This is a genomic window from Streptococcus sp. HMSC063B03, from assembly GCF_001836965.1.
Classification (GTDB): Bacteria; Bacillota; Bacilli; order Lactobacillales; family Streptococcaceae; genus Streptococcus; species Streptococcus pneumoniae_F.
This window is the reverse complement of sequence record NZ_KV831030.1, coordinates 41,755-63,329: the sequence shown is the minus strand read 5'-3', so window position 1 is coordinate 63,329 and position 21,575 is coordinate 41,755. Positions and strand designations below refer to the sequence as shown.

General features: G+C 44.1%; 18 protein-coding genes. 17 read left to right on the top strand and 1 reads right to left on the bottom strand.

The window, feature by feature from the left end:
* Positions 1-93: 93 nt before the first annotated feature.
* Together HMPREF2628_RS04650 and HMPREF2628_RS04645 are read left to right on the top strand one after the other, a co-directional pair.
* Entirely contained in the window at positions 94-1,062 is a 969-nt protein-coding gene (locus HMPREF2628_RS04650; protein WP_000010168.1) for a ribose-phosphate diphosphokinase, read from the top strand.
* 117 nt (positions 1,063-1,179) lie between these two features.
* On the top strand, positions 1,180-1,617 hold the full coding sequence (locus tag HMPREF2628_RS04645) for a CoA-binding protein (protein WP_000076477.1): 438 nt from the start codon (positions 1,180-1,182) through the stop codon (positions 1,615-1,617).
* Positions 1,618-1,648: 31 nt separating this feature from the next.
* On the opposite strand, the gene HMPREF2628_RS04640 is transcribed toward HMPREF2628_RS04645, so the two are convergent.
* Positions 1,649-2,659, bottom strand: coding sequence for a YeiH family protein (locus HMPREF2628_RS04640; RefSeq protein ID WP_070842476.1), 1,011 nt, complete (start codon positions 2,657-2,659; stop codon positions 1,649-1,651).
* Positions 2,660-2,807: 148 nt separating this feature from the next.
* Between HMPREF2628_RS04640 and HMPREF2628_RS04635 the strand changes: the two genes are divergently transcribed.
* From HMPREF2628_RS04635 to purD, 15 genes are all read left to right on the top strand, one after another.
* Positions 2,808-3,977 carry a pyridoxal phosphate-dependent aminotransferase gene (locus tag HMPREF2628_RS04635; protein ID WP_070842475.1) on the top strand — a complete coding sequence of 390 codons (1,170 nt, stop codon included), beginning with the start codon at positions 2,808-2,810 and terminating at the stop codon, positions 3,975-3,977.
* The gene (gene recO, locus HMPREF2628_RS04630; protein ID WP_070842474.1) at positions 3,974-4,744 is read left to right on the top strand and encodes a DNA repair protein RecO; all 771 of its coding nucleotides are present in this window, start codon (positions 3,974-3,976) and stop codon (positions 4,742-4,744) included. The genes HMPREF2628_RS04635 and recO overlap by 4 nt, the downstream gene beginning before the upstream one ends.
* Complete coding sequence (gene plsX / locus HMPREF2628_RS04625; protein ID WP_070842473.1) at positions 4,741-5,733, top strand: phosphate acyltransferase PlsX; 993 nt, start codon at positions 4,741-4,743, stop codon at positions 5,731-5,733. The genes recO and plsX overlap by 4 nt, the downstream gene beginning before the upstream one ends.
* A gap of 5 nt (positions 5,734-5,738) precedes the next feature.
* Positions 5,739-5,975 carry an acyl carrier protein gene (locus tag HMPREF2628_RS04620; RefSeq protein ID WP_004269958.1) on the top strand — a complete coding sequence of 79 codons (237 nt, stop codon included), beginning with the start codon at positions 5,739-5,741 and terminating at the stop codon, positions 5,973-5,975.
* Between the two features lie 219 nt (positions 5,976-6,194).
* Positions 6,195-6,383, top strand: coding sequence for a hypothetical protein (locus HMPREF2628_RS11105; RefSeq protein WP_004269957.1), 189 nt, complete (start codon positions 6,195-6,197; stop codon positions 6,381-6,383).
* A 355-nt stretch (positions 6,384-6,738) separates the two neighbouring features.
* The gene (comA, locus tag HMPREF2628_RS04605; protein WP_070842471.1) at positions 6,739-8,892 is read left to right on the top strand and encodes a peptide cleavage/export ABC transporter ComA; all 2,154 of its coding nucleotides are present in this window, start codon (positions 6,739-6,741) and stop codon (positions 8,890-8,892) included.
* 12 nt (positions 8,893-8,904) lie between these two features.
* Positions 8,905-10,254 carry a competence pheromone export protein ComB gene (comB, locus tag HMPREF2628_RS04600; RefSeq protein ID WP_070842470.1) on the top strand — a complete coding sequence of 450 codons (1,350 nt, stop codon included), beginning with the start codon at positions 8,905-8,907 and terminating at the stop codon, positions 10,252-10,254.
* A 169-nt stretch (positions 10,255-10,423) separates the two neighbouring features.
* The gene (purC, locus tag HMPREF2628_RS04595) at positions 10,424-11,131 is read left to right on the top strand and encodes a phosphoribosylaminoimidazolesuccinocarboxamide synthase (RefSeq protein ID WP_070842469.1); all 708 of its coding nucleotides are present in this window, start codon (positions 10,424-10,426) and stop codon (positions 11,129-11,131) included.
* A 1-nt stretch (position 11,132) separates the two neighbouring features.
* Positions 11,133-11,276 carry a phosphoribosylaminoimidazolesuccinocarboxamide synthase gene (locus tag HMPREF2628_RS11225; protein ID WP_079211609.1) on the top strand — a complete coding sequence of 48 codons (144 nt, stop codon included), beginning with the start codon at positions 11,133-11,135 and terminating at the stop codon, positions 11,274-11,276.
* Between the two features lie 56 nt (positions 11,277-11,332).
* Positions 11,333-15,058, top strand: a complete 3,726-nt coding sequence (locus HMPREF2628_RS04590) for a phosphoribosylformylglycinamidine synthase (RefSeq protein ID WP_070842468.1) — start codon at positions 11,333-11,335, stop codon at positions 15,056-15,058.
* A gap of 93 nt (positions 15,059-15,151) precedes the next feature.
* Complete coding sequence (gene purF / locus HMPREF2628_RS04585; RefSeq protein ID WP_070842467.1) at positions 15,152-16,594, top strand: amidophosphoribosyltransferase; 1,443 nt, start codon at positions 15,152-15,154, stop codon at positions 16,592-16,594.
* 209 nt (positions 16,595-16,803) lie between these two features.
* On the top strand, positions 16,804-17,826 hold the full coding sequence (gene purM, locus HMPREF2628_RS04580; RefSeq protein WP_070842466.1) for a phosphoribosylformylglycinamidine cyclo-ligase: 1,023 nt from the start codon (positions 16,804-16,806) through the stop codon (positions 17,824-17,826).
* The gene (purN, locus tag HMPREF2628_RS04575; protein WP_070842465.1) at positions 17,823-18,368 is read left to right on the top strand and encodes a phosphoribosylglycinamide formyltransferase; all 546 of its coding nucleotides are present in this window, start codon (positions 17,823-17,825) and stop codon (positions 18,366-18,368) included. Before purM ends, purN begins: the two co-directional genes overlap by 4 nt.
* Positions 18,369-18,568: 200 nt before the next feature.
* Positions 18,569-20,116: a bifunctional phosphoribosylaminoimidazolecarboxamide formyltransferase/IMP cyclohydrolase gene (gene purH, locus HMPREF2628_RS04570; RefSeq protein WP_070842480.1), complete on the top strand. Its 1,548-nt coding sequence runs from the start codon at positions 18,569-18,571 to the stop codon at positions 20,114-20,116.
* A 121-nt stretch (positions 20,117-20,237) separates the two neighbouring features.
* Positions 20,238-21,503: a phosphoribosylamine--glycine ligase gene (gene purD, locus HMPREF2628_RS04565; protein ID WP_070842464.1), complete on the top strand. Its 1,266-nt coding sequence runs from the start codon at positions 20,238-20,240 to the stop codon at positions 21,501-21,503.
* Positions 21,504-21,575: the final 72 nt, after the last annotated feature.

Below are 21,575 nucleotides of genomic sequence, written 5' to 3'. Positions count from 1 at the left end.
TTTTTGATTGAAAAATAGTGCAAAAAGCGCTACAATGGTAAATGGAAAAATCTTGTGAAAAGCACAAGCGATACATATATACCGGAGGAAATCATGTCTTTTTCTGATTTAAAGCTGTTTGCCCTTTCTTCTAATCAAGAATTGGCAAAACGTGTGGCGCAGGAGATTGGGATAGAGTTGGGGAAATCAAGTGTTCGCCAATTTTCAGATGGAGAGATTCAGGTCAACATTGAAGAATCAATCCGTGGGAAACACGTCTTTATCTTACAATCAACTAGTTCGCCTGTAAATGACAATCTGCTTGAAATTTTGATTATGGTGGATGCTTTGAAGCGTGCGAGTGCAGAATCTGTCAATGTTGTCATGCCTTACTATGGGTATGCACGTCAGGATAGAAAGGCGAGAGCGCGTGAGCCAATCACTTCAAAACTTGTTGCAAATATGCTTGAAGTAGCTGGAGTGGATCGTTTATTGACAATCGACTTGCATGCTGCGCAGATTCAAGGATTCTTTGATATTCCTGTGGATCACTTGATGGGGGCTCCTCTGATTGCGGATTATTTTGAGCGTCGTGGTATGGTTGGTTCTGACTATGTGGTTGTCAGTCCAGACCATGGAGGGGTGACTCGTGCCCGTAAGTTGGCAGAATTTTTGAAAACATCTATTGCTATCATTGACAAACGTCGTAGCGTTGATAAGATGAATACTAGTGAAGTCATGAACATCATCGGTAAGGTCGAAGGTAAGACTTGTATCTTGATTGATGATATGATTGATACAGCTGGAACGATTTGTCACGCGGCAGATGCCTTGGCAGAAGCTGGTGCTGTTGAAGTCTATGCAAGCTGTACGCACCCAGTTCTTTCTGGTCCTGCTATGGACAATATCCAAAATTCAGCTATTAAGAAATTGGTTGTTTTGGATACGATCTACCTGCCAGAAGAGCGCTTGATTGATAAGATTGAGCAGATTTCAATCGCTCATCTCCTAGGAGATGCTATTGTGCGTATCCATGAAAAACGCCCACTTTCTCCACTTTTCAGTATTGAGAAAAAGATTTAAGTTTTCACTTAGAATAAAACATACTCCTAGCAGAAGTGAACTGCTGGGAGCTTTTTTGTAGTCAAATTCTGCAAGCCTTTTCAAAATGTGCTATACTGATGAAAAAGGAGGATTTCTATGAGTCAAGAATTTATCAATCCAAGTGATGGCGTGATTCGTCAGTATTTAGCAACGAGTAAAACGCTTGCTGTGGTGGGTTTGTCAGACCGTGAGGAAACGACCAGCAATCGAGTAACCAAGGAAATGCAGGCTCGGGGTTATAAAATCATCCCAGTCAATCCCAAGGCTGCAGGTGGTGAAATATTGGGTGAAAAGGCTTATGCTAGTCTAGCAGAGATTCCTTTTCCTGTAGATATTGTTAATGTTTACCGGCGCAGTGAGTTTTTGCCAGATGTGGCGCGTGATTTTCTCAAGGCTGATGCTAAGATTTTTTGGGCACAGCTAGGACTTGAAAGTCTAGAAGCGGAAGAAATCTTGCGTGCTGGTGGATGTGATGATATCGTGATGAATCGTTGTATTAAGAGAGAACATACACGCTTGATTGAGGAAGCATAAGAAAAAGGTAGCTGGTGGGCTACCTTTTGTGTTAGAAAATGCCGATAAGGGTCTGCATCCCAAGACTGGTCAGGATGATGGCAATCCAGCAGATGGCTCCGAGAACAATGGATTTTCCGCTGGATTTGACCATAGCTACCAGATTGGTTTTGAGACCGATAGCACTCATGGCCATGATAATGAGAAATTTGGAGAGTTGTTTGAGTGGGGTAAAGAAACTACTGGACACACCGAGAGAGGTTAGGATAGTAGTTAGGAGAGATGCAAGGATAAAGTAAAGGATAAAAAGTGGGAAGACTTTTTTCAGTTGTAGGCCTTGCTTATTTTTTTGCTCGCGACTTTGCCAATAGGAGAGAAAGAGAGTGATGGGGATGATAGCCAGAGTACGTGTGAGTTTGACAATGGTTGCGGATTCGAGGGTATTTGTCTGGTAGAGACTATCCCAGGCGCTAGCTGTGGCGGTTACAGAGGAAGTATCATTGACTGCAGTTCCTGCAAAGAGGGCGAAGCCGTCATTGGATAGATGAAGCCAGGTGCCGAGGGTTGGAAAGATGAGCGCAGCCAAGACATTGAAGAAAAAGATAACGGAGATGGCTTGGGCGACTTCCTTTTCCTTGGCGTGAATAACAGGCGCTGTCGCCGCAATGGCAGAACCCCCACAGATAGAAGAACCTACTCCAATCAAGGTGGCCAGTTTTGTGTCCAGTGCAAAGAAGCGCTGGAAGAGATAGGCAACAATCAAGGCTATTGAGATGGTGGACAGAATGACAGGGAGTGAAGATTGCCCAACTGCGAAGACTTGCGAGATATTGAGACCGAAACCAAGCAAGATAACAGCATACTGGAGCAATTTCTTGGAACTAAAGGTCAATCCAGCATCCAGTTGTTTGTAGGGCGAGAGAAAGGGATGGAGAAGCATGCCTATGAAAATCGCAAAAACAGGCGCGCCAATCACAGGGAAGAATCCTCCTAAGTACCAAGATACGATGGAAATGAGAAGGCAGGCCAAGGTGCCTGCTCCATTTTTTGATAGAAATGACATAAAAACCTCCAAATAGAATCTGTTACCATTATAGACCTGTAAACAGGAAAAGTAAAATAGAAAGTGGAAAGCTATTCTCTAATGTATTTTTGCGGTCGGGGGGCTTTTGTAGTATAATAGAGATACGTTTTGAAAGTAGGAGGTATCTATGGACTTAACTAAGCGCTTTAATAAACAGTTAGATAAGATTCAAGTTTCGTTGATTCGTCAGTTTGACCAGGCTATTTCGGAGATTCCTGGGGTCTTGCGTTTGACCTTGGGGGAACCTGATTTTACAACGCCAGACCATGTCAAGGAGGCGGCTAAGCGAGCGATTGACCAGAACCAATCCTACTATACAGGGATGAGTGGCCTGCTGACTTTACGTCAAGCAGCTAGTGACTTTGTTAAGGAAAAGTACCAACTGGACTATGCTCCTGAAAATGAAATCTTGGTTACAATTGGGGCGACAGAGGCTTTATCTGCTACTTTGACAGCTATTTTGGAAGAGGGAGACAAGGTACTCTTGCCAGCTCCTGCCTACCCAGGTTATGAACCAATTGTCAATCTAGTTGGGGCAGAGGTTGTCGAGATTGATACGACTGAAAATGGGTTTGTCTTGACTCCTGAGATGTTGGAGAAGGCCATTTTGGAGCAGGGTGACAAGCTCAAGGCGGTTATTCTCAACTATCCAGCTAATCCGACAGGAATTACCTATAGTCGAGAGCAGTTGGAAGCCTTGGCAGCTGTTTTACGCAAGTACGAAATTTTCGTTGTCTGTGATGAGGTCTACTCAGAATTGACCTACACAGGGGAAGCCCATGTGTCTCTAGGAACTATGTTGAGAGATCAAGCTATCATTATCAATGGTTTGTCTAAATCGCATGCTATGACAGGTTGGCGTTTGGGCTTGATTTTCGCTCCTGCAGCCTTTACAGCTCAGTTGATCAAGAGTCACCAGTACTTGGTCACTGCCGCAAATACCATGGCTCAACACGCTGCGGTGGAAGCCTTGATGGCTGGTAAAAACGATGCGGAACCTATGAAGAAGGAATACATCCAGCGGCGGGACTATATTATCGAGAAAATGACTGCTCTTGGTTTTGAGATTATCAAACCAGACGGTGCCTTCTATATCTTTGCTAAGATTCCAGCGGGTTACAATCAAGATTCTTTTGCTTTTCTGAAGGATTTTGCTCAGAAGAAGGCTGTTGCCTTTATTCCTGGTGCTGCCTTTGGGCGTTATGGAGAAGGATATGTTCGCCTATCTTATGCAGCCAGCATGGAGACTATCAAAGAAGCCATGAAACGACTTGAGGAGTACATGAGAGAAGCATGATTCAGTCTATCACGAGTCAAGGCTTGGTGCTTTATAATCGCAATTTTCGTGAGGATGACAAGCTAGTCAAGATTTTTACTGAACAGGCTGGCAAGCGCATGTTTTTTGTCAAACACGCTGGTCAGTCTAAGCTGGCTCCTGTTATTCAACCCTTGGTGCTGGCTCGATTTCTCTTACGAATCAATGATGACGGGCTTAGCTACATTGAGGACTATCATGAGGTGATGACCTTTCCAAAGATTAATAGCGATCTCTTTGTCATGGCCTATGCGACCTACGTGGCGGCTCTTACAGATGCTAGTTTGCAGGACAATCAGCAGGATGCTCCCTTGTTTGCTTTTTTGCAAAAAACTTTGGAGTTGATGGAAGAGGGATTGGATTATCAAGTTTTGACCAATATTTTTGAAATTCAAATCTTGACTCGATTTGGGATTAGTCTCAATTTTAATGAGTGTGTTTTTTGTCATCGGATCGGTCAGGCTTTTGACTTTTCTTTCAAATATGGAGCCTGCCTCTGTCCAGAACATTATCATGAAGATGAGAGACGTTGCCATCTCAATCCTAATATCCCTTATTTGCTCAATCAGTTTCAAGCCATTGATTTTGAGACCTTGGAGACCATTTCGCTCAAGCCTGAAATCAAGCAAGAGCTACGCAAATTTATGGATCAACTATACGAAGAGTACGTTGGGATTCACCTAAAATCAAAGAAATTTATTGATTCCCTATCCGACTGGGGACAATTACTAAAAGAGGAAAAGAAATGAAAAAAATCGCAGTAGATGCCATGGGGGGCGATTACGCACCTCAAGCCATCGTTGAGGGTGTCAATCAAGCCCTAGCTGACTTTTCAGATATCGAGGTTCGACTCTACGGAGATGAAGCTAAAATCAAGCAATATTTAACAGCAACAGAGCGCGTCAGCATTATCCATACGGATGAAAAGATTGATTCAGACGATGAACCTACGAGAGCTATTCGGAAGAAGAAAAATGCTAGTATGGTATTGGCAGCCAAGGCTGTCAAAGAGGGTGAAGCAGATGCTGTTCTTTCCGCAGGAAATACAGGTGCTTTACTAGCAGCAGGATTTTTCATCGTGGGTCGTATCAAGAACATCGATCGTCCTGGACTTATGTCAACCTTGCCGACTGTAGATGGGAGAGGTTTTGACATGCTAGACCTCGGTGCTAATGCGGAAAATACAGCCCAGCACCTTCATCAATACGCGGTTCTAGGATCCTTCTATGCTAAAAATGTCCGTGGAATTGCGCAACCACGTGTTGGCTTGCTCAATAACGGAACAGAGAGTAGCAAGGGCGATCCGCTTCGTAAGGAAACTTACGAATTACTAGCAGCTGATGAAAGTTTAAACTTTATCGGAAACGTGGAAGCGCGTGATTTGATGAATGGCGTTGCAGATGTGGTCGTGGCAGATGGTTTCACGGGAAACGCTGTGCTCAAATCCATTGAAGGGACAGCTATGGGAATCATGGGCTTGCTCAAGAACTCCATCACTGGTGGTGGTCTCCGAGCGAAACTAGGCGCCCTCCTTCTCAAGGACAGCCTCAGAGGTTTGAAAAAACAGCTCAACTACTCAGATGTTGGTGGAGCAGTCTTGTTTGGTGTCAAGGCACCGGTTGTCAAGACTCATGGCTCAAGCGATGCCAAGGCTGTTTATAGTACGATTCGCCAGATTCGTACCATGTTAGAAACAGACGTAGTTGTCAAGACTGCGCGTGAATTTTCAGGAGAATAAAAGAGATGACAGAAAAAGAAATTTTTGACCGTATTGTGACCATTATCCAAGAGCGACAGGGAGAAGACTTTGTCGTGACAGAATCCTTGAGTCTGAAAGACGACTTGGATGCTGACTCAGTTGATTTGATGGAGTTTATCTTGACACTGGAAGATGAATTTAATATCGAAATCAGCGATGAGGAAATTGACCAACTCCAAAGTGTAGGGGATGTGGTAGAAGTCGTCAAACGTAAAGAATAGCAAGAAGCAAGATAAGAGGAGTTGCATGTTGCTAAGAATGTATATAAATATCCTATTTGACAATTATCTACATTTTAATCTTTATAAATATATATTTTAGGCAGGGCGCTTGTTCTGCCTATTTTTTTGCCAAGAAAGTGCAGTTGAGGTATTTATTTGGAGTTTTACATATATTTTTGATAAAATAGTTATAGAAATTAGGAAAGTTGAAGAAAAGAAATGAAGAAGGTTGTAGGATATTTTTTAGTATTTGTTTTTCTATTTTTGATGAATATTTTCATCTTTAAGATACTAGCAACCCTGGGATTTCAGCTGACAATGAGTGAAAAGAGTTATATTGTACCACCGCTGTTTTCGATTATCGTTGTATATATGATTGACAAAAGAATTAGGAAGAAAAAGAAATAAATATATATTTTAGGTAGAATGTTTGTTCTACCTATTTTTTATCTTAAAAGTGCAGTTGGGAGGGAGATAGGTGCATTTGGGAAGGAAGTCCAGTTTTTGTTTGGGGATTGGGGTAAGATAGTTGTTATCAGATGAGTTTATACTCTTCGAAAATCAAATTCAAACCACGTCAACGTCGCCTTGCCGTAGGTATGGTTACTGACTTCGTCAGTCTTATCTACAACCTCAAAACAGTGTTTTGAGCTGACTTCGTCAGTCTTATCTACAACCTCAAAACAGTGTTTTGAGCAGCCTGCGGCTAGTTTCCTAGTTTGCTCTTTGATTTTCATTGAGTATTAGGAAAAAGGAGATGAATATGAAATTTGGGAAACGTCACTATCGTCCGCAGGTGGATCAGATGGACTGCGGTGTAGCTTCATTAGCCATGGTTTTTGGCTACTATGGTAGTTATTATTCTTTGGCTCACTTGCGAGAATTGGCCAAGACAACCATGGATGGGACAACGGCTTTGGGCTTGGTCAAGGTGGCAGAGGAAATTGGTTTTGAGACGCGAGCAATTAAGGCGGATATGGCGCTCTTTGACTTGCCAGATTTGACCTTTCCTTTTGTTGCCCATGTGCTTAAGGAAGGGAAATTGCTCCACTACTATGTGGTGACTGGGCAGGATAAGGATAGCATTCATATTGCCGATCCGGATCCTGGGGTGAAATTGACCAAACTGTCACGTGAGCGTTTTGCGGAAGAATGGACAGGAGTGACTCTTTTTATGGCACCTAGTCCAGACTACAAGCCTCATAAGGATCAAAAGAATGGTCTGCTCTCTTTTATCCCTATATTAGTGAAGCAGCGTGGCTTGATTGCTAATATCGTTTTGGCAACACTCTTGGTAACCTTGATTAACATTGTGGGTTCTTATTATCTGCAGTCTATCATTGATACCTATGTGCCAGATCAGATGCGTTCGACGCTTGGGATTATTTCTATTGGGCTGGTTATCGTCTATATTCTCCAGCAAATCTTGTCTTACGCTCAGGAGTATCTCTTACTTGTTTTGGGGCAACGCTTGTCTATTGATGTGATTTTGTCCTATATCAAGCATGTTTTTCACCTGCCTATGTCCTTTTTTGCGACACGTCGTACAGGGGAAATCGTGTCTCGTTTCACGGATGCTAACAGTATCATTGATGCGCTGGCTTCGACCATTCTTTCGATTTTCCTAGATGTATCAACGGTTGTCATTATTTCCCTTGTTTTATTTTCACAAAATACCAATCTCTTTTTCATGACTTTATTGGCGCTCCCTATCTACACAGTGATTATCTTTGCCTTCATGAAGCCGTTTGAAAAGATGAATCGGGATACCATGGAAGCCAATGCGGTTCTGTCTTCTTCTATCATTGAGGACATCAATGGTATTGAAACTATCAAGTCCTTGACCAGTGAAAGTCAGCGTTACCAAAAGATTGACAAGGAATTTGTGGATTATCTGAAAAAATCCTTTACCTATAGTCGAGCAGAGAGTCAGCAAAAGGCTCTGAAAAAGGTTGCCCATCTCTTGCTCAATGTCGGCATTCTCTGGATGGGGGCTGTTCTGGTCATGGATGGCAAGATGAGTTTGGGGCAGTTGATTACCTATAATACCTTGCTGGTTTACTTTACTAATCCTTTGGAGAATATCATCAACCTGCAAACTAAGCTTCAGACAGCGCAGGTTGCCAATAACCGTCTAAATGAGGTTTATCTGGTAGCTTCTGAGTTTGATGAGAAGAAAACAGTTGAGGATCTGAGCTTGATGAAGGGAGATATGACCTTCAAGCAGGTTCATTACAAGTATGGCTATGGTCGAGATGTCTTGTCAGATATCAATTTGACTATTCCCAAAGGCTCTAAGGTGGCTTTTGTGGGGATTTCGGGGTCAGGTAAGACGACCTTAGCTAAGATGATGGTTAATTTTTACGACCCAAGTCAAGGAGAGATTAGTCTGGGTGGTGTCAATCTCAATCAGATTGATAAAAAAGCCCTGCGCCAGTATATCAACTATCTGCCTCAACAACCTTATGTCTTTAACGGAACGATTTTGGAGAATCTTCTTTTGGGAGCCAAGGAGGGGACGACACAGGAAGATATCTTACGGGCGGTAGAGTTGGCAGAGATTCGGGAGGACATTGAGCGTATGCCCCTGAATTACCAGACAGAATTGACTTCGGATGGGGCAGGAATTTCAGGTGGTCAACGTCAGAGAATCGCTCTGGCGCGTGCTCTCTTGACAGATGCGCCTGTCTTGATTTTGGATGAGGCGACCAGCAGTTTGGATATTTTGACAGAGAAGCGAATTGTAGATAATCTCATGGCTTTAGATAAGACCTTGATTTTCATCGCCCACCGCTTGAGCATTGCTGAGCGGACAGAGAAGGTGGTTGTTTTGGATCAGGGCAAGATTGTTGAAGAAGGAAATCATGCTGATTTACTTGCACAGGGTGGCTTTTACGCCCATTTGGTGAATAGCTAGAAAGAGGAGAGGATGAAACCAGAATTTTTAGAAAGTGCGGAGTTTTATAATCGTCGTTACCATAATTTTTCCAGTCGGGTGATTGTCCCCATGTCCCTTCTGCTCGTGTTTTTGCTTGGTTTTGCAACTTTGGCAGAGAAGGAGATGAGTTTGTCTACTAGAGCTACTATTGAGCCTAGTCGTATCCTTGCAAATATCCAGTCAACTAGCAACAATCGCATTCTTGTCAATCATTTGGAAGAAAATAAGCTGGTTAAAAAGGGAGAACTGTTGGTTCAATATCAAGAAGGGGCAGAGGGTGTCCAAGCGGAGGCCTATGCTAGTCAGTTGGACATGCTTAAGGATCAAAAAAAGCAATTGGAGTATTTGCAAAAAAGTCTGCAAGAAGGGGAGAACCACTTTCCAGAGGAGGATAAATTTGGCTACCAAGCCACCTTTCGCGACTACATCAGTCAAGCAAGCAGTCTTAGGGCTAGTACATCGCAACAAAATGAGACCATCGCGTCCCAGAATGCAGCAGCTAGTCAAACCCAAGCTGAAATCGGCAACCTCATCAGCCAAACAGAGGCTAAAATTCGCGATTACCAGACAGCTAAGTCAGCTATTGAAACAGGTACTTCCTTGGCCAGTCAGAATCTAGCCTACTCTCTCTACCAGTCTTACAAGTCTCAGGGTGAGGAAAATCCGCAAACTAAGGCTCAGGCTGTTGCGCAGGTTGAAGCTCAGCTTTCTCAGTTAGAATCCAGTCTCGCTACTTACCGCGTCCAGTATGCAGGTTCAGGTACCCAGCAAGCCTATGTGTCAGGCTTAAGCAGTCAATTGGAATCCCTCAAATCACAACACTTGGCTAAGGTTGGTCAGGAATTGACCCTTCTAGATCAGAAAATCTTGGAGGTGGAGTCAGGTAAGAAAGTACAGGGAAGTCTTCTAGACAAGGGGAAAATTACGGCCAGTGAGGATGGGGTGCTTCACATTAATCCTGAGACCAGTGATTCTAGCATGGTAGCAGAAGGTGCCCTACTAGCCCAACTCTATCCGTCCTTGGAAAAAGAAGGGAAAGCCAAACTTACAGCTTATCTAAGTTCAAAGGATGTAGCAAGAGTCAAGATTGGGGACTCTGTTCGTTATACGACGACTCATGATACCAAGAATCAAATTTTCCTAGATTCGACTATTACAAGTATTGATGCGACAGCTACTAAGACTGAAAAAGGGAATTTCTTTAAAATCGAGGCGGAGACTGATCTAACTTCTGAGCAGGCAGAAAAACTTCGGTACGGGGTGGAAGGTCGTCTGCAGATGATTACAGGTAAGAAAAGTTATCTGCGCTATTATTTGGATCAATTTTTGAACAAAGAGTAATGTTCGTGTTTTTAGAGTTAAATGATTTTAAAACTGTGAGAAAGCTGCTTCTTGCAGTTTTTTCTTTACGTTTTTTGAGATTATTGTTCTATTTATTCGGTTAAATTCTTGTAATTTTAGGTTTTTTATGGTAGAATGTGCTCAAGTAATACGAAAGGCGAACTTTAAAATGTCAAAACAATTGATCTATTCGGGAAAAGCTAAAGATATCTATACAACTGAGGATGAAAATCTTATTATTTCAACTTACAAGGACCAGGCGACTGCTTTCAATGGTGTTAAGAAGGAGCAGATTGCGGGCAAGGGAGTGTTGAATAATCAGATTTCATCTTTTATTTTTGAGAAATTAAATGCGGCTGGTGTGGAGACTCACTTTGTGGAGAAAATTTCAGACACGGAACAACTCAATAAAAAGGTGGAAATCATTCCTTTGGAAGTCGTGCTACGCAACTACACGGCTGGTTCCTTTTCAAAACGTTTTGGCGTAGACGAAGGAATCGCATTTGAGACTCCGATTGTTGAATTTTACTACAAAAATGATGATTTGGATGATCCATTCATCAATGATGAGCATGTGAAATTCCTACAGATTGCGGATGACCAGCAGATTTCCTACTTGAAGGAAGAAACCCGTCGTATCAATGAACTTTTGAAAGTCTGGTTTGCTGAGATTGGGCTTAAGTTGATTGACTTTAAGCTAGAGTTCGGTTTTGACAAGGATGGCAAGATTATCTTAGCAGATGAATTTTCACCGGATAACTGTCGCTTGTGGGATGCGGATGGCAACCACATGGATAAGGATGTTTTCCGTAGGGGACTAGGTGAATTAACCGATGTTTATGAAGTTGTTTGGGAGAAGCTGCAAGATTTGAAATAATCTGTTTGCAACGGAAAACCTTCGTCTCTCAACTAAAAGGACTCAGGCTGAAAAGGTCCCCCAGACCTTTTCACTCCGTAGGGGATTAGGAGAGCTAACAGACGTTTACGAGATTGTCTGGGAAAAGTTGCAGGAATTGAAATAACAACCTCAAGGCTGTTTGGGAACATTGTAAGAGCTGAAATAAAGGAATAAGAATTGATGGATAAACGTATTTTTGTTGAAAAAAAGGCTGATTTTCAGGTCAAATCAGAGAGTTTGGTTAGAGAACTCCAGCATAACTTGGGACTTTCAAGCTTGAAAAGTATTCGTATTGTGCAAGTGTATGATGTCTTTAACTTGGCTAAGGACCTGTTTGCGCCTGCAGAGAAACACATCTTCTCTGAGCAGGTGACAGACCACGTCTTGGACGAAGCGACTGTGCAGGCGGATCTTGCTAACTATGCTTTCTTTGCTATTGAAAGCCTGCCAGGGCAGTTTGACCAGCGTGCGGCTTCTTCACAGGAAGCCTTGCTTTTACTAGGAAGTTCGAGTGATGTAACGGTTAATACAGCCCAACTTTACTTGGTGAATAAAGATATTGATGCGACTGAGTTGGAAGCGGTCAAGAACTACTTGCTCAATCCAGTTGATTCTCGTTTCAAGGACATCACGACAGGGATTGCCAAGCAGGAATTTTCAGAGTCAGACAAGACCATTCCTAAATTGACTTTCTTTGAAAGCTATACAGCAGAAGATTTTGCCCGCTACAAAGCCGAGCAAGGGATGGCAATGGAAGTGGATGATTTGCTCTTTATCCAAGACTACTTTAAGTCAATCGGGCGCGTGCCAACTGAGACTGAACTCAAGGTTTTGGACACTTACTGGTCTGACCACTGCCGTCACACCACTTTCGAGACTGAATTGAAACACATCGACTTTTCAGCTTCTAAATTCCAAAAACAATTGCAGTCAACCTATGAAAAATATATTGCCATGCGTGATGAGTTGGGGCGTTCTGAAAAACCACAAACCTTGATGGATATGGCGACTATTTTCGGTCGTTATGAGCGTGCTAATGGACGTTTGGACGATATGGAAGTGTCTGATGAAATAAACGCCTGCTCAGTAGAAATCGAAGTGGACGTTGATGGTATCAAGGAACCTTGGCTCCTCATGTTTAAAAATGAAACTCACAACCACCCAACTGAGATTGAACCATTTGGTGGGGCTGCTACCTGTATCGGTGGAGCCATTCGTGATCCATTGTCAGGTCGCTCATATGTCTACCAAGCCATGCGTATCTCGGGTGCTGGAGATATTACCACACCGATTTCAGAAACTCGTGCTGGTAAACTGCCACAACAGGTTATTTCTAAAACAGCGGCTCATGGTTATTCTTCATATGGTAACCAGATTGGGCTTGCAACGACCTACGTTCGTGAGTATTTCCACCCAGGCTTTGTGGCTAAACGCATGGAGCTAGGTGCTGTTGTCGGAGCGGCTCCTAAGGGCAATGTCGTCCGTGAAAAACCGGAAGCGGGAGATGTGATTATTCTCCTTGGAGGTAAGACTGGACGTGATGGTGTCGGTGGTGCGACAGGTTCTTCTAAGGTTCAAACAGTTGAGTCAGTTGAGACTGCTGGTGCTGAGGTTCAAAAAGGGAATGCCATCGAAGAACGCAAGATTCAGCGCCTTTTCCGTAATGGCGATGTCACTCGTCTTATCAAGAAGTCCAATGACTTTGGAGCAGGTGGTGTCTGTGTGGCTATCGGTGAATTGGCAGACGGTCTTGAAATCGACCTCAACAAGGTGCCTCTTAAATACCAGGGCTTGAATGGTACCGAAATTGCCATCTCTGAATCTCAAGAACGGATGGCAGTCGTGGTTCGTCCTGAAGATGTGGATGCCTTCGTTGCTGAATGTAACAAAGAGAATATTGACGCTGTTGTGGTTGCGACAGTGACGGAAAAACCAAATCTGGTTATGCACTGGAATGGTGAGACAATCGTGGACTTGGAGCGTCGTTTCCTTGATACAAACGGTGTGCGCGTGGTCGTCAATGCTAAGGTTGTGGACAAGGATGTCAAGCTCCCAGAAGAGCGCACAACAAACTCTGATACACTTGAAGCTGATACCCTTGCGGTTCTATCTGATTTGAATCATGCGAGTCAAAAAGGATTACAGACTATCTTTGACTGCTCTGTTGGACGTTCTACGGTTAATCACCCACTTGGTGGTCGCTACCAACTTACACCAACTGAGGCTTCTGTGCAGAAATTGCCAGTTCAACACGGTGTGACTCATACGGCGTCAGTCATTGCTCAAGGTTTCAACCCTTATATTGCAGAATGGTCTCCATATCACGGTGCTGCCTATGCGGTAATCGAAGCAACTGCTCGTTTGGTTGCTGCTGGTGCAAACTGGTCTAAAGCTCGTTTCTCTTACCAAGAGTACTTTGAGCGCATGGACAAGCAAGCTGAGCGTTTTGGTCAGCCAGTAGCTGCTCTTCTAGGTTCTATCGAGGCACAAATCCAGCTTGGTTTGCCATCTATCGGTGGTAAGGACTCCATGTCTGGTACTTTTGAAGAATTGACGGTGCCACCAACCTTGGTTGCTTTTGGAGTGACAACAGCAGATAGCCGTAATGTGCTCTCTCCAGAATTTAAAGCTGTTGGGGAAAACATCTACTATATCCCAGGTCAAGCTCTTGCTGCAGAGATTGATTTTGACTTGATTAAGTCTAATTTTGCTCAGTTTGAAGACATCCAAGCTGGTCACAAAGTGACATCTGCATCAGCTGTCAAATATGGTGGTGTGGTTGAAAGTTTGGCACTTGCTACTTTTGGAAATCATATCGGTGCAGAGGTTATCTTGCCTGAACTTGAAACGGCTTTGACAGCTCAATTAGGCGGATTTGTCTTCACATCTCCTGAAGAAATTGCTGGAGTAGAGAAAATCGGTCAAACAAGTGCAGACTTTACACTTCTTGTCAACGGTGTGAAGTTAGATGGACACAAACTTGACAATGCCTTCCAAGGAAAACTGGAAGAAGTTTACCCAACAGAGTTTGCCCAAGCCAAAGAACTGGCTGAAGTACCAGCTGTGGCATCAGATGTTGTGATTAATGCCAAAGAAAAGGTTGAAAAACCTGTGGTTTATATCCCAGTCTTTCCAGGAACCAACTCAGAATATGACTCAGCTAAGGCATTTGAAAAAGAAGGTGCAGAGATCAACTTGGTACCATTTGTGACCTTGAATGAAGAAGCTATTGTCAAGTCAGTTGAAACCATGGTTGACAATATCGGCAAGGCTAACATTCTCTTCTTTGCAGGTGGATTCTCAGCTGCGGACGAACCAGATGGATCAGCCAAGTTTATCGTCAACATTCTGCTCAATGAAAAAGTGCGTGCAGCGATTGATGGCTTTATCGCTCGTGGTGGCTTGATTATCGGTATCTGTAATGGATTCCAGGCTTTGGTCAAATCAGGTCTTCTTCCATACGGAAACTTTGAAGATGCCAGCAGTACGAGCCCAACCCTCTTCTATAATGATGCCAACCAACACGTGGCTAAGATGGTGGAAACCCGGATTGCCAATACCAACTCGCCATGGTTGACTGGGGTGCAAGTGGGCGATATCCACGCTATTCCTGTTTCGCACGGTGAAGGGAAGTTTGTCGTGACGGCTGAGGAATTCGCTGAACTCCGTGACAATGGACAAATCTTCAGCCAATATGTTGACTTTGATGGAAAACCAAGTATGGATTCTAAGTTCAATCCGAATGGTTCTGTCCATGCCATCGAAGGAATTACCAGCAAGAACGGCCAAATCATCGGTAAGATGGGACACTCAGAACGTTATGAAGACGGTCTTTTCCAAAATATCCCAGGCAATAAAGACCAGCACCTGTTCGCGTCAGCGGTTAAATACTTTACTGGAAAATAAGACTTGCAGATGTTCTAATAGATAGTAGCAGTAATGTAAAAGTCATGTAGATTTAGCTCTTGGTGCTACACAAATAAAAATTAGGTATATAAAATGACATACGAAGTAAAATCTCTTAATGAAGAATGTGGTGTTTTCGGTATCTGGGGACATCCAGATGCTGCTAAATTGACCTATTTTGGTCTCCATAGTCTTCAGCACCGTGGTCAGGAGGGGGCAGGAATCCTCTCCAACGATCAGGGACAATTGAAGCGCCATCGTGACATGGGACTTTTATCAGAAGTCTTCAGAAATCCTGCTAATTTGGATAAATTGACGGGAACTGGTGCGATTGGGCATGTGCGTTACGCGACTGCTGGCGAAGCTTCTGTAGATAACATTCAGCCCTTCCTCTTCCGTTTTCATGATATGCAGTTTGGTTTGGCTCATAATGGAAATCTGACTAATGCAGCCTCTCTCAAGAAAGAATTGGAACAAAGAGGAGCAATTTTCAGCGCGACTTCGGACTCGGAAATCTTGGCTCATCTCATTCGTCGTAGTCACAATCCGAACTTAATGGGAAAAATCAAGGAGGCGCTCAGCCTTGTCAAAGGTGGTTTTGCCTATATCTTGCTGTTTGAGGACAAGTTGATTGCGGCTCTTGACCCCAATGGTTTCCGTCCGCTTTCTATCGGGAAAATGGCTAATGGAGCGGTGGTTGTTTCCTCTGAAACCTGTGCTTTTGAGGTTATTGGTGCTGAATGGATTCGTGATTTGAAGCCAGGTGAGATTGTGATCATTGATGACAAGGGCATCCAGTATGATAGCTATACAGATGATACTCAGTTAGCAATCTGTTCTATGGAGTATATCTATTTTGCCCGCCCTGATTCTAATATTCATGGTGTCAATGTCCATACGGCTCGTAAACGTATGGGTGCCCAATTGGCGCGTGAATTCAAGCATGAGGCAGATATTGTGGTAGGTGTGCCCAATTCTTCCCTCAGCGCGGCTATGGGATTTGCGGAAGAATCCGGACTACCAAATGAAATGGGCCTCATCAAGAACCAATACACGCAACGGACCTTTATTCAACCGACTCAAGAATTGCGGGAGCAAGGGGTGCGGATGAAACTATCTGCTGTTTCAGGTGTTGTCAAAGGCAAGCGTGTGGTTATGATTGATGACTCTATTGTTCGTGGGACAACCTCTCGCCGTATTGTTCAACTCTTGAAAGAAGCAGGTGCGTCTGAGGTTCACGTTGCTATTGGCAGTCCAGCGCTGGCTTATCCATGTTTCTACGGGATTGATATCCAGACGCGTCAGGAGTTGATTGCGGCTAATCATACAGTCGAAGAAACCTGCCAAATCATTGGTGCGGATAGCCTGACCTATCTTTCGATTGATGGCTTGATTGATTCTATCGGCATCGAAACAGATGCACCGAACGGTGGTCTCTGTGTCGCTTATTTTGATGGAGACTACCCAACTCCTCTCTACGACTATGAGGAAGAATATCGTAGAAGCTTGGGGGATAAGACCAGTTTTTACAAATAGACGGATAAAGACTCTCCATGAAAGGAAGAGAAGATGATAAATAAAAATGCTTATGCTCCACGTCTCGCTACTGACTAAAAGCTAAAGCATTTGTCAGTAGATGCTTTGCCTTATGGGGCCAAAGCTAGAACCCTGACTAATATTTTTAGATAAAATAATTGTTTATCTAAAAATACGTCGAAATCTTCTCAAAGAAAAGGAAAAATAAAATGGCAAATAAAAATGCGTATGCCCAGTCGGGTGTAGATGTTGAAGCGGGTTATGAAGTTGTTGAGCGGATCAAAAAGCACGTGGCTCGCACGGAGCGTGCGGGTGTCATGGGAGCTCTAGGTGGCTTTGGTGGCATATTTGATCTTTCAAAAACAGGTGTCAAAGAGCCCGTCTTGATCTCAGGAACTGATGGTGTTGGAACTAAACTCATGTTGGCTATCAAGTATGATAAGCATGACACGATTGGGCAGGACTGTGTGGCCATGTGTGTCAATGATATCATCGCTGCAGGTGCGGAGCCCCTCTATTTCCTCGACTATGTGGCGACAGGAAAGAATGAACCAGCTAAACTAGAACAAGTGGTTGCTGGAGTGGCAGAGGGCTGTGTGCAGGCTGGTGCTGCCCTTATCGGTGGGGAAACAGCTGAAATGCCGGGTATGTATGGTGAAGATGACTATGACTTGGCTGGTTTTGCGGTCGGTGTGGCAGAAAAATCTCAAATTATTGACGGTTCAAAGGTGGCAGAAGGCGATGTTCTTCTCGGACTTGCCTCAAGTGGTATCCACTCAAATGGTTACTCACTCGTCCGTCGTGTCTTTGCCGACTACACAGGTGAGGAAGTCTTGCCAGAATTGGAAGGCAAGAAACTCAAGGAAGTTCTTCTTGAGCCGACTCGTATCTACGTCAAGGCTGTCTTGCCGCTCATCAAAGAAGAGTTGGTCAACGGCATTGCCCACATCACAGGTGGTGGCTTTATCGAAAATGTCCCTCGTATGTTTGCAGATGATCTAGCTGCTGAAATTGATGAAAGCAAAGTTCCAGTGCTTCCAATTTTCAAAGCCCTTGAAAAATACGGTCAGATCAAACACGAAGAAATGTTTGAAATCTTCAATATGGGTGTGGGACTTATGCTAGCAGTTAGCCCTGAAAATGTAATTCGCATCAAGGAATTGTTGGATGAACCGGTCTATGAAATTGGTCGCATCGTCAAGAAAGAAAACGAAAGTGTCATCATCAAATGAAAAAAATAGCGGTTTTTGCCTCTGGTAATGGCTCAAATTTTCAGGTGATAGCGGAACAATTTCCAGTAGAGTTTGTCTTTTCAGACCATCGTGATGCCTATGTGCTTGAGCGTGCAGACAAGCTCGGCGTTCTGTCCTATGCTTTTGAACTCAAAGAGTTTGAGAGCAAGGCAGACTACGAAGCGGCACTTGTCGAACTCTTGGAAGAACACCAGATTGACTTTGTTTGCCTAGCAGGCTACATGAAAATCGTTGGGCCAACCTTATTGGCGGCTTATGAAGGACGAATCATCAACATTCATCCAGCCTACTTGCCAGAATTTCCAGGAGCTCATGGGATTGAGGATGCTTGGAATGCTGGGGTGAATCAGTCTGGTGTGACCATTCACTGGGTAGATTCTGGTGTGGATACAGGCAAGGTCATCAAACAAGTACGTGTGCCAAGGCTAGCGAATGATACCATCGACAGTTTTGAAGAACGGATTCATGAAGCAGAGTACAAGTTGTATCCGGAAGTTATTAGAGAATTGTTGGACAAGTAAATGAAAAAATGGTTGGAAACACTTGCCTTGATTACCTTGGCAATCATTCTACGTTTACTGGTAAATTTTTTCTTCCCAGAGATTCCCTATTGGGGGAGATTTTTACTGACAGTAATTTTGGGAGTCTTGGTAATCGTCTTCCTATACTTTATGAATCGAAAAATGCGTAGGTAGAGAGTTTGAAAATGAAAGGAAAAAACATGACTAAACGCGCCTTAATCAGCGTCTCAGACAAAGCGGGCATTGTTGAATTTGCCCAAGAACTTAAAAAACGGGGTTGGGAGATTATCTCGACAGGTGGGACCAAGGTTGCCCTTGATAATGCTGGGGTGGACACCATTGCCATCGATGATGTGACTGGTTTTCCAGAAATGATGGATGGTCGTGTTAAGACCCTTCATCCAAATATCCACGGTGGCCTTCTCGCTCGTCGTGACTTGGATAGTCACCTGGAAGCGGCTAAAGATAATAAGATTGAATTGATTGACCTTGTGGTGGTAAACCTTTACCCATTTAAGGAAACTATCCTTAAACCAGACGTGACGTACACTGATGCGGTTGAAAACATCGATATCGGTGGGCCATCTATGCTTCGTTCAGCAGCTAAAAACCATGCCAGCGTGACGGTTGTGGTAGACCCTGCTGACTATACAGTGGTTTTGGACGAGTTGTCAGCCAATGGTGAAACGACTTACGAAACCCGTCAACGTTTGGCAGCCAAGGTTTTCCGTCACACAGCGGCTTATGACGCCTTGATTGCAGAGTATTTCACAGCTCAAGTGGGTGAAAGCAAGCCTGAAAAGTTGACCTTGACTTATGACCTCAAGCAAGCCATGCGTTACGGTGAGAACCCTCAACAAGACGCGGATTTCTACCAAAAAGCTTTGCCGACTGACTACTCGATTGCATCCGCTAAACAGCTTAACGGGAAAGAATTGTCATTCAACAATATTCGTGACGCTGATGCGGCCATTCGTATCATCCGTGATTTTAAAGACCGTCCAACCGTTGTGGCTCTCAAACACATGAACCCATGTGGGATTGGTCAAGCTGATGACATCGAGACTGCTTGGGACTATGCTTATGAGTCTGACCCAGTCTCAATTTTCGGTGGTATTGTCGTTCTCAACCGTGAGGTGGATGCTGCGACTGCTGAGAAGATGCACGGCGTTTTCCTCGAGATCATCATCGCACCGAGCTATACGGATGAAGCGCTAGCCATTTTGACCAACAAAAAGAAAAACTTGCGTATCCTTGCCTTGCCATTTGATGCTCAAGAGGCCAGTGAAGTGGAAGCAGAATACACAGGTGTAGTTGGTGGACTTCTGGTGCAAAACCAAGACGTGGTCAAGGAAAGCCCAGCTGACTGGCAAGTGGTGACCAAACGCCAGCCAACTGAGACAGAAGCGACAGCTCTTGAGTTTGCTTGGAAAGCTATTAAATACGTCAAATCAAACGGAATTATCGTGACCAACGACCACATGACACTTGGTGTTGGTCCAGGTCAAACTAACCGTGTGGCTTCAGTCCGTATTGCCATTGACCAAGCTAAAGACCGTCTTGACGGCGCTGTGCTTGCTTCTGATGCCTTCTTCCCATTTGCGGATAATGTGGAAGAAATCGCCAAAGCAGGTATCAAGGCTATCATCCAGCCAGGAGGTTCAGTCCGTGACCAAGAATCTATCGAAGCGGCAGACAAGTATGGCTTGACTATGGTCTTCACAGGGGTGAGACATTTTAGACATTAAGAACGTTAAAGGAAAGAAAACAGTTTCTTTCCTTTTTTGCGTAAAAATACGGAATGAAACAAGATTAAAACGAACGATTATGGTATAATATTAGTAAATAATTCGCAAAAGAGGTTGAAGAATGAAACTGCTTGTTGTCGGTTCTGGTGGTCGTGAGCATGCGATTGCTAAGAAGTTGTTGGCGTCTCGGGATGTTGAGCAGGTCTTTGTTGCTCCTGGGAATGATGGGATGACTCTGGATGGTCTGGAATTAGTGAATATCTCTATTTCCGAACATTCTAAACTGATTGAGTTTGCAAAAGCCAACGATATTGCTTGGACCTTCATCGGTCCAGATGATGCCCTTGCGGCTGGTATTGTGGATGATTTTAACCAAGCTGGTCTCAAAGCCTTTGGTCCGACAAGATTGGCAGCGGAGCTGGAGTGGTCCAAGGATTTTGCTAAGGAAATCATGGTCAAGTACGGCGTTCCGACAGCAGCCTATGGCACATTTTCAGATTTCGAGGAGGCCAAAGCCTATATCGAGGAGAAAGGCGCTCCTATCGTTGTCAAGGCGGATGGATTGGCGCTCGGGAAAGGTGTTGTCGTAGCTGAAACGGTTGAGCAAGCGGTCGAAGCCGCTCATGAGATGCTCTTGGACAATAAATTCGGTGATTCGGGTGCGCGTGTGGTTATTGAGGAATTCCTCGACGGAGAAGAGTTCTCTCTCTTTGCTTTTGTCAATGGTGACAAGTTCTACATCATGCCAACAGCTCAGGACCACAAACGTGCCTACGATGGCGATAAGGGTCCTAACACTGGTGGGATGGGGGCCTATTCGCCAGTTCTCCACTTGCCGCAGAGCGTGGTTGCCACAGCGGTTGATACCATTGTCAAGCCAGTCCTAGAAGGGATGATTAAAGAAGGGCGCCCTTATCTGGGTGTTCTTTATGCGGGGCTTATCTTGACAGCGGACGGTCCTAAGGTTATCGAGTTCAACGCTCGTTTTGGAGATCCTGAAACCCAGATTATCCTGCCTCGTCTTACCTCTGACTTTGCACAAAATATTACGGCTATTCTGGATGGCAAGGAACCAAATATCACTTGGACGGACAAGGGTGTGACGCTTGGTGTAGTTGTCGCATCAAACGGTTACCCGCTAGAATATGAAAAGGGTGTTGCATTGCCGGCAAAAACCGAGGGAGATATCATCACCTACTATGCAGGGGCTAAGTTTGCGGAAAATAGTAGAGCGCTGCTATCAAACGGCGGACGTGTCTATATGCTCGTCACCACAGCAGCCACCGTCAAAGAAGCCCAAGATACCATTTACCAAGAGCTTGCCCAACAACAAACAGAAGGTCTCTTTTACCGAACTGATATCGGAAGCAAGGCTATAAAAGATTAACAGTTACTAAATTTGTCATGGCGAGCGAAAGCGAGCCAAAGTAAGATAATGGTCGCCGTGGTGAAAAGACCA

Excerpts from the sequence above, each read along its gene's own strand:
- recO (WP_070842474.1), top strand. The coding sequence starts at position 3,974 with ATGATTCAGTCTATCACGAGTCAAGGCTTGGTGCTTTATAATCGCAAT.
- HMPREF2628_RS04650 (WP_000010168.1), top strand. The coding sequence starts at position 94 with ATGTCTTTTTCTGATTTAAAGCTGTTTGCCCTTTCTTCTAATCAAGAA.
- comB (WP_070842470.1), top strand. The coding sequence starts at position 8,905 with ATGAAACCAGAATTTTTAGAAAGTGCGGAGTTTTATAATCGTCGTTAC.
- HMPREF2628_RS04590 (WP_070842468.1), top strand. The coding sequence starts at position 11,333 with ATGGATAAACGTATTTTTGTTGAAAAAAAGGCTGATTTTCAGGTCAAA.
- HMPREF2628_RS04635 (WP_070842475.1), top strand. The coding sequence starts at position 2,808 with ATGGACTTAACTAAGCGCTTTAATAAACAGTTAGATAAGATTCAAGTT.
- plsX (WP_070842473.1), top strand. The coding sequence starts at position 4,741 with ATGAAAAAAATCGCAGTAGATGCCATGGGGGGCGATTACGCACCTCAA.
- comA (WP_070842471.1), top strand. The coding sequence starts at position 6,739 with ATGAAATTTGGGAAACGTCACTATCGTCCGCAGGTGGATCAGATGGAC.
- HMPREF2628_RS04645 (WP_000076477.1), top strand. The coding sequence starts at position 1,180 with ATGAGTCAAGAATTTATCAATCCAAGTGATGGCGTGATTCGTCAGTAT.
- HMPREF2628_RS11105 (WP_004269957.1), top strand. The coding sequence starts at position 6,195 with ATGAAGAAGGTTGTAGGATATTTTTTAGTATTTGTTTTTCTATTTTTG.
- HMPREF2628_RS04640 (WP_070842476.1), bottom strand. The coding sequence starts at position 2,659 with ATGTCATTTCTATCAAAAAATGGAGCAGGCACCTTGGCCTGCCTTCTC.
- HMPREF2628_RS04620 (WP_004269958.1), top strand. The coding sequence starts at position 5,739 with ATGACAGAAAAAGAAATTTTTGACCGTATTGTGACCATTATCCAAGAG.
- purN (WP_070842465.1), top strand. The coding sequence starts at position 17,823 with ATGAAAAAAATAGCGGTTTTTGCCTCTGGTAATGGCTCAAATTTTCAG.
- purH (WP_070842480.1), top strand. The coding sequence starts at position 18,569 with ATGACTAAACGCGCCTTAATCAGCGTCTCAGACAAAGCGGGCATTGTT.
- purF (WP_070842467.1), top strand. The coding sequence starts at position 15,152 with ATGACATACGAAGTAAAATCTCTTAATGAAGAATGTGGTGTTTTCGGT.
- purC (WP_070842469.1), top strand. The coding sequence starts at position 10,424 with ATGTCAAAACAATTGATCTATTCGGGAAAAGCTAAAGATATCTATACA.
- purM (WP_070842466.1), top strand. The coding sequence starts at position 16,804 with ATGGCAAATAAAAATGCGTATGCCCAGTCGGGTGTAGATGTTGAAGCG.
- purD (WP_070842464.1), top strand. The coding sequence starts at position 20,238 with ATGAAACTGCTTGTTGTCGGTTCTGGTGGTCGTGAGCATGCGATTGCT.